8 protein-coding genes and 1 pseudogene are annotated in these 9,455 nt (G+C 71.6%); 6 read left to right on the plus strand and 3 right to left on the minus strand.

Annotated elements, in window-relative coordinates:
• Both HO151_RS04005 and HO151_RS04010 read right to left on the minus strand, forming a co-directional pair.
• A partial coding sequence (locus HO151_RS04005; protein ID WP_368039414.1) for a Ku protein occupies nt 1-871 on the minus strand: 871 nt, incomplete at its 3' end.
• Between the two features lie 133 nt (nt 872-1,004).
• Complete coding sequence (locus HO151_RS04010) at nt 1,005-1,808, minus strand: nuclease-related domain-containing protein (RefSeq protein ID WP_173894728.1); 804 nt, start codon at nt 1,806-1,808, stop codon at nt 1,005-1,007.
• Between the two features lie 224 nt (nt 1,809-2,032).
• On the opposite strand from HO151_RS04010, the gene HO151_RS04015 reads away from it, so the two are divergent.
• The 3 genes and pseudogenes from HO151_RS04015 to HO151_RS04025 all read left to right on the plus strand — a co-directional run bounded on the left by HO151_RS04015 (nt 2,033) and on the right by HO151_RS04025 (nt 5,753).
• Nucleotides 2,033-2,467: an SH3 domain-containing protein gene (locus tag HO151_RS04015; RefSeq protein WP_173894729.1), complete on the plus strand. Its 435-nt coding sequence runs from the start codon at nt 2,033-2,035 to the stop codon at nt 2,465-2,467.
• A gap of 125 nt (nt 2,468-2,592) precedes the next feature.
• Nucleotides 2,593-3,927: pseudogene (locus HO151_RS04020) on the plus strand (FtsW/RodA/SpoVE family cell cycle protein); the annotation flags it as partial.
• Nucleotides 3,928-4,286: 359 nt separating this feature from the next.
• Nucleotides 4,287-5,753, plus strand: coding sequence for a penicillin-binding transpeptidase domain-containing protein (locus HO151_RS04025; protein ID WP_173894734.1), 1,467 nt, complete (start codon nt 4,287-4,289; stop codon nt 5,751-5,753).
• An 89-nt stretch (nt 5,754-5,842) separates the two neighbouring features.
• On the opposite strand, the gene HO151_RS04030 is transcribed toward HO151_RS04025, so the two are convergent.
• Nucleotides 5,843-6,949 (minus strand): ferritin-like domain-containing protein, encoded by a 1,107-nt coding sequence (locus tag HO151_RS04030; protein ID WP_173894730.1) that lies wholly within the window; start codon nt 6,947-6,949, stop codon nt 5,843-5,845.
• 230 nt (nt 6,950-7,179) lie between these two features.
• Here HO151_RS04030 and HO151_RS04035 point away from each other — a divergent pair, with 230 nt between their 5' ends.
• The 3 genes from HO151_RS04035 to HO151_RS04045 all read left to right on the plus strand — a co-directional run bounded on the left by HO151_RS04035 (nt 7,180) and on the right by HO151_RS04045 (nt 9,442).
• Nucleotides 7,180-8,118: a diiron oxygenase gene (locus HO151_RS04035; RefSeq protein WP_173894731.1), complete on the plus strand. Its 939-nt coding sequence runs from the start codon at nt 7,180-7,182 to the stop codon at nt 8,116-8,118.
• Between the two features lie 144 nt (nt 8,119-8,262).
• Nucleotides 8,263-8,988 carry a TetR/AcrR family transcriptional regulator gene (locus HO151_RS04040; RefSeq protein WP_173894732.1) on the plus strand — a complete coding sequence of 242 codons (726 nt, stop codon included), beginning with the start codon at nt 8,263-8,265 and terminating at the stop codon, nt 8,986-8,988.
• Between the two features lie 67 nt (nt 8,989-9,055).
• The gene (locus tag HO151_RS04045) at nt 9,056-9,442 is read left to right on the plus strand and encodes a hypothetical protein (protein WP_173894733.1); all 387 of its coding nucleotides are present in this window, start codon (nt 9,056-9,058) and stop codon (nt 9,440-9,442) included.
• Nucleotides 9,443-9,455 lie beyond the last annotated feature (13 nt).

Below are 9,455 nucleotides of genomic sequence, written 5' to 3' on the forward strand. Positions count from 1 at the left end.
TGGCCGGAGCCTTCTTCGTCGACGCCCGCACCGTCGCCGTCTTCTTCGGCGCGCCCCCGGACGGCTTGCGCGCCGCCCCCGCGGGGAGAGGGGAAGCCTCTCCCCGCGCCTGCCGCACACTGTCCTCCAGCGTCGACACCAGATCGACGACCTGCCCCCCGGACTTCGCGGCGGTGAGCGCGAAAGGCATCTCCTCACCGGAGGCCTTCGCCGCGATCATCTCCTCCAGCGCCCCGTGGTAGTCGTCGTGGAGCTCGGCCAGGTCGACCTCCCCCAGCGTGTCCATCAGCGCGTCGGCAAGCTCCAGTTCCCTGTCACGGACGGTGACGTTCACGTCCGGGGCGACACTGTCCGGCGTACGGATCTCGTCCGGCCACAGCAGCCCGTGCATGGCGATGACGTCGTCGACGACCCGCAGCATGCCCAGCCGTTCCCGCCCTCTCAGCGCGAACTTCGCGACGGCCACCTTGCGGCTGCGCCTGAGCGCCTCACGCAGCAGGGTGTAGGGCCTGGCGGCCGACACCCCGTTCACCGACAGGTAGTACGCCGTGTCCAGCTGGAGCGGATCGATCCGGTCGGCCGGCACGAAGGCCACGATCTCGATCGTCCGGGCGGTCGGGATCGGCAGGGAGGCCAGTTCCTCGTCCGTGATCGGGATCATCGTGCCGTCCGCGTCCTCGTACGCCCTGCCGATCTCCGACGACGTCACCTCGTGCTCCTCCACCTCGCACACCTTGCGGTGGCGGATGCGGCCGCCGTCCTCGGTGTGGATCTGGCGGAACGAGATCGAGTGGTTCTCCGTGGCGTTCACCAGCTTGATCGGGATCCTGACCAGCCCGAAGGAGATGGCGCCCTTCCAAATGGATCTCACGTTCGACACCCTTCAGGTAACTTTCACCCGTTTCTCGACAAATGCATACGATTCATATCGTATGACGTCAGTCACAAAGACGGGTGAACGAAGGATCACGCTGAGCATCCAGTACGTCCGAGGGGCCGGCCCCTCAGACCCGCACCCACGTCCCCCGGTCACGGGCCATCGCGTGCAGCGCCTCGATGTCCGCCGGCTTCAGGACGCCGCCCGACCGGGCCAGCGACGTCACATCGGTGTCCAGGAGGATGCGCACGTCACGCGGGGGCGCCGTCACGGCGACGTCCCTGGGCCCGAAGAGGGCCAGTACGGGGTGCACCTCCGCGGTCAGGGCGTACGAGGCGCGGTCCGCGCCGGCGCGGACCAGCCGCAGCACCGGCCGCGCCTCCCGGCGCCCCACCGTGACCATCGGGTCGGCCACGAGGACCCGCTGCCTGCGGGCGTACAGCGTGTGCACGGCGAACAGTCCGCCCGGGCCGATCACCAGATGGTGGACGCGGTCCCCGCCGGGCAGCGGCACCGAGTGCAGGGTGTGCCATCCGGCCCCCTCCAGCCGGTCCAGCGCCTCGCCCACCGCCAGCTCCGCCTCCAGCGCCCGGCGCCGGGGATCCGGCCGCAACAGCCGCTGCGGCCCCGGCTCGTGGTCGAGGACGGTCTGCAGCGCCTCCCCGGGCCGGTTCGGCGCGAGGTCGTCGTCCGGGTGCAGGGACAGCCGCGCGAGTTCGGCGGGGGTCGGCACCGGCGGCGGCCCCACCTCCACCGCTCCGGTCAGGAACGGCGCGAGGACGTCCAGCACGTCCTCGCGCCGGTCCTCGCTGAGCAGGTTGACCCGGCCGGCCTCCCTGTCGTACCAGGCGATGTTCCTGCCGTCCGTACGGCAGACGTAGAGCCGCTCCCGGCCGTGTCGCCAGGTCGGTATGACGCGCAGTCCGTCCATGCACCATCACCCCACGACCATGGGAACAGGCAGGACACCCCAGGGGCAAGGCGACGGCCCCTTTACGGACAACGGACGGTCGAGGGAGGACGCCGCCGCGCCTTCCCCCCTCCCCCCGCAGGAAGCAACCCTCCCCCGATGGCCCAGCGTGACAGGCGCGCCCCGGAGCGCGCTCCTAATGTGGCGATCAACCAGCTCTGCCCCCTATTCCGGAGGAGCCCGTCATGTCCCTGCGTACCACTGTCACCCGTATCGCCATAACCGGCGGCACCCTCGTCGCCGGTGGCGCCCTCGTCGTCGGCGGCGCGAGCCCCGTCCTCGCGACCGACGACTGGGGCTCCCAGGACGGCGGCCACCACGACAGTCGCCAGGACGCCGGTCACGACAGCGGTCGCGGCACCGGTCAGGGCGACCACCACTCCAAGTACTACAAGGGCCGCGTCAGTGCGCCCGGTGGACTGCACCTGCGCGACAAACCGACCCGCGGCAGCGCCGTCATCGGTTTCGCCGCGCACGGCGAGGTCGTCTCCATCTTCTGCAAGACGCCGGGCGAGAAGGTCCAGGGCAACCCCCTCTGGTACCTCCTCGCGAACGGCACCTGGGCCTGGGGAACGGCCCGGTACATCGACAACATCGGCCCGGCGCCCCGCTGGTGCTGAGCCGGCCGGGTCCCCCCGCGGAGGGCCCCCGAAAGGATCCGCACCCGGCAAACATCAAGCACCGGAACAGACCAACCATCCCGATATAACAGGACATCGGGCCAACCGCTTGCTAACTTCCGGTCATGCCCTCGCCCGGAACGACAACAGTGCAGGCGGACCCGCCCGCTCCCGTTGTACGCCTCCCCCGGCGCCGTGGCATCGAGTTCGCCCTCGTCGTCGTGGCCGTCCTGCTCTCCCTGTACGGCTACTGCGACGTCGGCCTCGCCAGGACCGGGTCCGTCCCGCCCGGCGCCGTGGGCCACGGCGCCGGGCTGGGCGCGCTCGCGCTCCTCGCACACCTCGCGGTACGCCTGCGCGCCCCCTGCGCCGATCCGCTGCTGCTGCCGATCGCCGTCCTGCTCAACGGCCTGGGCCTGGTCCTGATCCACCGGCTCGACCTGGAGACCCCGGCCGACCGGGCGGCCCCCACCCAGCTCGTCTGGTCGACGCTGGGCGTCGGCCTGTTCATCGCGGTGGTGATGCTGCTGCGCGACCACCGGGTGCTCCAGCGCTACACGTACGTCTCCGTCGTCGCCGCGCTCGCCCTCCTCGTCCTGCCGATCTTCTTCCCCTCGGTGAACGGCGCCCGGATCTGGATCAGGGTGGCCGGATTCTCCATCCAGCCCGGCGAGTTCGCGAAGGTCATGCTCGCGCTGTTCTTCGCCGGCTACCTCGCCGCCAACCGCACCGCCCTCGCGTACACGGGCCGGCGTCTGTGGCTGCTGCAACTGCCCACCGGGCGGGTGCTCGGCCCGATCCTCACGGTCTGGCTGCTGAGCGTCGGCGTACTGGTGCTGGAGCGGGACCTCGGCACCTCCCTGCTCTTCTTCGGCCTCTTCGTGATCCTGCTGTACGTCGCCACGGGCCGCACCGGCTGGATCGCGGTGGGGCTGCTGCTGGCGGCCTGCGGGGCCTTCGCGGTCGGCTGGCTGGAACCGCACGTGCACAGCAGGGTGGAGGACTGGCTGCACCCCTTCGCCTCGATCGAGGCGGGCCGCGGACCGAACCAGCTCGCCCAGTCCCTCTTCGCCTTCGCCGCCGGCGGTTTCCTCGGCACGGGGCTCGGCCTGGGTCACTCGGTCCTCATCGGCTTCGCCGTCAAGTCGGACTTCATCCTGGCCACGGCGGGCGAGGAACTGGGGCTGGCCGGGCTCTCCGCGATCTTCCTCCTGTACGGGCTGCTGGTCGAGCGCGGCATCCGGGCGGGGCTCTCCGTGCGCGACCCCTTCGGCCGGCTGCTCGCGGTCGGACTCGCCTCCATCGTCGCGCTCCAGGTCTTCGTCATCGCGGGCGGGGTGACGGGGCTGATCCCGCTCACCGGGATGGCCATGCCGTTCCTCGCGCAGGGCGGTTCGTCGGTCGTGACCAACTGGATCATCGTGGCGCTGCTGATCCGCCTCAGCGACTCGGCACGCCGCCGTGCCGAGGAGGAACCGCACGAGAAGCCGCACGGGAAGCCGCACGACGGACTGGACGACGGACGGGGCGGCGGGCAGGACAGCGGGCGGGGCGGCGGACAGGAGGGCGGGCGGCACGGCGAACAGCGCGCGGAACAGCACCGCGAGCGGCACGGGGAGCCGCACCGCGAGCAGCAAGGGGAACGGCGTCCCGATCAGCACCGCGGCCGCGCCGGGGACCGGTACCGCGGCCGGCACGGAAGACCGCACGGGAAACCGCGCGGAAACCCGTACGGAGAACCGCGCGGGGAACCGTACGGGGAACCGCGCGGGGAACGGCGCGGGGAGGAGGCCGCGCCATGACCGGCAACGGACGCCCCATGACCCGGTACATCCGGCACTCCGCCGCCTTCTGCGCGCTGCTGCTGCTCGCCCTGCTGGTGAACGCCGCGCGCGTCCAGATCGTCCGGGCCGGTACGTACGACGGGAATCCGGCCAACCGCCGTTCCGCGATCGCGCGCTACGGGCAGCCGCGCGGTGACATCCTCGTCGGCGGCGGGGCGGTCACCGGTTCCCGGGACTCCGGCGGGCGGCTCCGCTACGAACGGAGCTACCGGGACGGCCCGTTGTACGCGCCCGTGACCGGCTTCGCCTCGCAGATGTACGGAACGGCCTTCCTGGAGGAGGCCGCCGACGGCGTGCTGGCGGGCACCGACCCGTTGCTCTCGCCGTTCCCGCTGCTCCCCCTGTGGAACGACTTCATCCGGGCCCGTGACCCCGGCGGCCGCGTGGAGACCACCCTCCACGCGAAGGCGCAGCGGGCGGCGTACTCCGGGCTCGGCGCGCGGCGCGGCGCGGTGGCCGCGCTGGAACCGTCCACCGGCCGCATCCTGGCCCTGGTCTCCACCCCCTCCTACGACCCCGGGGAGCTCTCCGGCACCGGCCCGTCCGTGGCCCGGACGTGGGCGCGGCTGAACGGTGCGGCGGACCGGCCGATGCTCAACCGGGCGGTGCGGCAGACGTATCCGCCGGGTTCGACCTTCAAGGTGGTCACCGCGGCGGCGGCGCTGGACTCGGGCGTGGTGCGCGACGTGGACGAGCCGACCGTCTCCCCGGACCCGTACCGGCTGCCGGGCAGTTCGACGAGTCTGACGAACGAGGTCGGGGGGTGCGAGGACGCGTCGCTGCGCTACGCCTTCCAGTGGTCGTGCAACACGGTCTTCGCCGGGCTCGGCGTGGACGTGGGCCCGGCCCGGATGCGCGGCACGGCGGCCGGGTTCGGCTTCAACGACGCGACGTTGCGGATCCCGTTCGGAGTCTCGCCCAGCACCTTCGACGCCCGGACGGACAAGGCCCAGCTCGCGCTCTCCTCCATCGGCCAGTACAACACGCGGGCCACCCCCCTGCAGATGGCGATGGTCGCCGCGGCCGTCGCGAACGGCGGTTCGGTGCGTACGCCGCACCTGGTGGAGCGGATGACCACGGCCGACGGCGACACGGTCCTCGCCACCGGGCAGCACACCCTGCGCCAGGCCATGAACCCCGGTACGGCCGTACGGCTGCGCGAGCTGATGAGGGACGTCGTGGAGAGGGGCACCGGTACGAACGCCGCCATCCCCGGCGCCACGGTCGGCGGCAAGTCCGGCACGGCCCAGCACGGCATCCACAACTCCGGCACGCCGTACGCCTGGTTCGTCGCCTGGGCACAGGCCGAGGGCTCCATGGAACCGGCGGTGGCCGTCGCGGTCGTCATCGAGGACGCGGCGGCCGACCGGGGCGACATCAGCGGCGGCGGGGACGCGGCGCCGGTCGCCCGGGCCGTGATGAAGGCCGTGCTCGACCACTGAGCGGGCGGACTTCCGACACGCCTCAGGGCGGGGCGTCCGGGTCCAGGACTCGGCGTCCGGCGTCCGGGCCCAGGACTCGGCGTCCGGCTCTAGGACTCGGCTCCGGCCTTGATCGCGTCGGCCACCTCCGCGACCCGCGCCCGCTCCTCCGCCGCGAAGCGTTCCGCGTCGAGCTTCTCGGCGAGTTCCTCGTCCTGGGCCATGAGGAGGTCGAGGTTGGTGTTGCCCATGTCGAAGACGCCCATGTCGACGTAGGCCTGCTGAAGGCGCTTGCCCCACAGGCCGATGTCCTTGACGCAGGGGACGATGCGGGAGAACAGCAGCTGCCGGAAGACCGCCAGGAACTCGGACCGCTCGCTGTACTCCTCGGCCTCCGCCTTCGGGACGCCGAAGTTCTCCAGGACCTCGACACCGCGCAGGCGGTCCCGCATCAGGTAGCAGCCCTCGATGACGAAGTCCTCGCGTTCGCGCCGTTCGGCGTCGGAGAGCTGCTTGTAGTAGTCGCGCAGCGCCATGCGGCCGAAGGCCACGTGACGCGCCTCGTCCTGCATGACGTAGGCGAGGATCTGCTTCGGCAGCGGCTTGTCCGTGGCGTCCCTGAGCAGGCCGAACGCGGCGAGCGCCAGCCCCTCGATGAGGACCTGCATCCCGAGGTAGGGCATGTCCCAGCGCGAGTCGCGCAGGGTGTCGCCGAGGAGCACCTGGAGGTCGCCGTTGACCGGGTAGAGCATCCCGATCTTCTCGTGGAGGAAGCGGGTGTAGATCTCCGCGTGCCGTGCCTCGTCCATCGTCTGGGTCGCCGAGTAGAGCTTGGCGTCCAGGTCGGGCACGGACTCCACGATGCGGGCCGCGCACACCATGGCGCCCTGCTCGCCGTGGAGGAACTGGCTGAACTGCCACGAGGCCACGTGGCGGCGCAGTTCCCCCTTGTCACGGTCGTTCATCTTCGCCCAGTACGGGGTTCCGTGGAGCGCGATCGTCTCGTCGGGGGTGCCCAGCGGATCGTAGGGGTCCACCTCCAGGTCCCATTCGATCCGCTTCTGACCGTCCCACTGCTTGTCCTTGCCCTTCTGGTACAGGGCCAGCAGACGGTCGCGCCCTTCGTCGTACTCCCAGCTGAACCGTGCCGCGCCGGTCGCAGGCACCTGCCAGAGGGGAGCTCCGGGGTCCGTGGCGTACAGGTCGTAGGTCGGCATGTCTCGCAGGCTCACACGTGTCGGCCGGAGGGTCAACAAGTTGCACGGAAGGGATTGACGAGCTTGCTGACAAGCAGTCTCATAAGATGTGACCGGCGGTAACTCCGATCACTTGCCGCTCATCTCCCGACCACACCCGACCAATCCCGACCACTCACAAGCACTCACAACTGACCCCGACCAATCCCGATCGCTTCGGTACGACGAGGTACGACAAGGTGGGCACAGCCATGACGACCGTGACGGAGGACAGCGCCATCGAGGGTCTGCGCGACGCACTCGGCCTGCTCAAGGACCGGGAGCAGGTGGCCGAGCGGCTGCTCGACTCCTCCGCGAAGCACTCCTTCGACCCGGACGAGGAGCTGGACTGGGACGCGCCCTTCGAGGAGGGCAAGTGGTTCTGGCCGCCGGAGCTGGTGTCGCTCTACGGGACCCCGATGTGGAAGCGGATGAGCGAGGAGCAGCGGATCCTGCTCTCCCGGCACGAGGCCGCGGCGCTGGCCTCGCTGGGCATCTGGTTCGAGATCATCCTGATGCAGCTGCTGGTGCGGCACATCTACGACAAGCCGGCGACGAGCGCGCACGTGCGCTACGCGCTGACCGAGATCGAGGACGAGTGCCGGCACTCGAAGATGTTCGCCCGGCTGATCAGCCGGAGCGGGACGCCGCACTACCCGGTGAGCCGGGCGCACCAGAACCTCGGCCGCTTCTTCAAGACGGTGTCCACGACGCCCGGTTCGTTCACCGCCACGCTGCTGGGCGAGGAGGTGCTCGACTGGATGCAGCGGCTGACGTTCCCCGACGAGCGGGTACAGACCCTGGTCCGGGGCGTGACGCGGATCCACGTGGTGGAGGAGGCACGGCACGTGCGGTACGCGCGGGAGGAACTCCGCCGCCAGATGGTGACCGCGCCCCGCTGGTCGCAGGAGTTCACCCGGATCACCTCCGGTGAGTTCGCCCGTGTCTTCTCGGTCGCCTTCGTGAACCCCGAGGTCTACACGAACATCGGCCTCGACCGGCGCGAGGCCCTGGCCCAGGTGAAGGCGAGCGGCCACCGCAGGGAGGTCATGCAGACGGGTTCCAAGCGCCTGACGGACTTCCTGGACGACATAGGCGTCCTGCGGGGCGCGGGCCGCCGCCTCTGGAAGTCGTCGGGCCTGCTGGCCTGAGCCGGCTTCCGGGGAGGGGGGAGCCCTGAAGGGCAGGGGGTACGGGACACCGCACCTGCCCTTCAGGGACACCGGCCCCCGCACCCGCTCCCCCCGCCCCCGCCGCCCTCTCCCTCCGCCCCCCGGCGGGTTACGCTGCGAACCATGACCTCGCCCGCCCCCGCCCGCGCGTACCGACGCCTCAGCGTCGAGGAGCGACGCGGTCAGCTCCTCGACGCCGCGCTGTCGCTGTTCGCCGTACGGGCACCGGACGACGTCTCCCTGGACGACGTGGCGGAGACGGCGGGCGTCTCCCGCCCGCTGGTGTACCGCTACTTCCCGGGCGGCAAGCAGCAGTTGTACGAGGCGGCCCTGCGCTCGGCCGCGGAGGAGCTGGAGCACTGCTTCGCCGAGCCGCCGGACGGCCCCCTCACCCGGCGCCTCTCCAACGCCCTGGACCGCTACCTCGCCTTCGTGGACCAGCACGACGCCGGTTTCAGCGCCCTGCTCCAGGGCGGCGGCGTGGTCGGGACGTCGAGGACGAGCGCCATCGTGGACGGGGTGCGCCGGGCCGCCGCCGGGCACATCCTGAGCCACCTGGGCGTCGCGGAGCCGAGTCCCCGGCTGCGGATGACCGTCCGGATGTGGATCACGGCCGTCGAGGCGGCCTCGCTGATCTGGCTGGACGAGGGGAAGGAACCCGCGCTGGACGAGTTGCGCGACTGGCTGGTCGAGCAGTTCGTGGCGTGCCTCGTGACGACCGCCGCGCAGGACCCGCAGGCCGCGGGGGTCGTACGGGCGGCGGTGGCGCTGGAGTCAGCGGACGGGCCGATGGGCTCGCTGGCCCGCCGGGTGCTGCCCGTGGTGGGCGACGCGGCGCACCTGCTGTGAGGCACGCCGGGCCGTCGCCCTCACGGCCTGCCCCGTACGGGGGCCGCGGCACTGAGACACTGACGCGGTGAAGAGCGAAGACACCCCTTTCGAGGGCGGCCCGCTGGACGGCCGCGTGCTGCCGGTCCTGCTCGGCCCGACCGGGCACCCCCCGAAGGTGTACCGGGTCCCGGTGCCGGACGGGGCGGGCGGCCCGCCCACGGTGCTCGTCTACCGCCGCGTACCGGCGGGCGCGGGTGCGGGGAGGCTCGGGCTGCACCAGGGGTGGAAGTACGAGTACGACCCCACGGGCCGGGCCGGCAGGCTCAGGTGGCCGTGGTCGAAGCCGGACCCGGTGCGGGACCCCGTGCGGGATCCCGCACCGGACTCCGTGCGGGACCCCGCGCAAGACCCCGGGCGGGGTCCGGTGCCAGGCGCCACGCCGGACGGCGGGCCGGAGGACACCCGCGGGTGATCCCGTTGGGCCG

The organism is Streptomyces sp. 8P21H-1 (genome assembly GCF_013302945.1).

Excerpts from the sequence above, each read along its gene's own strand:
- HO151_RS04010 (WP_173894728.1), bottom strand. The coding sequence starts at position 1,808 with ATGGACGGACTGCGCGTCATACCGACCTGGCGACACGGCCGGGAGCGG.
- HO151_RS04015 (WP_173894729.1), top strand. The coding sequence starts at position 2,033 with ATGTCCCTGCGTACCACTGTCACCCGTATCGCCATAACCGGCGGCACC.
- HO151_RS04025 (WP_173894734.1), top strand. The coding sequence starts at position 4,287 with ATGACCCGGTACATCCGGCACTCCGCCGCCTTCTGCGCGCTGCTGCTG.
- HO151_RS04030 (WP_173894730.1), bottom strand. The coding sequence starts at position 6,949 with ATGCCGACCTACGACCTGTACGCCACGGACCCCGGAGCTCCCCTCTGG.
- HO151_RS04035 (WP_173894731.1), top strand. The coding sequence starts at position 7,180 with ATGACGACCGTGACGGAGGACAGCGCCATCGAGGGTCTGCGCGACGCA.
- HO151_RS04040 (WP_173894732.1), top strand. The coding sequence starts at position 8,263 with ATGACCTCGCCCGCCCCCGCCCGCGCGTACCGACGCCTCAGCGTCGAG.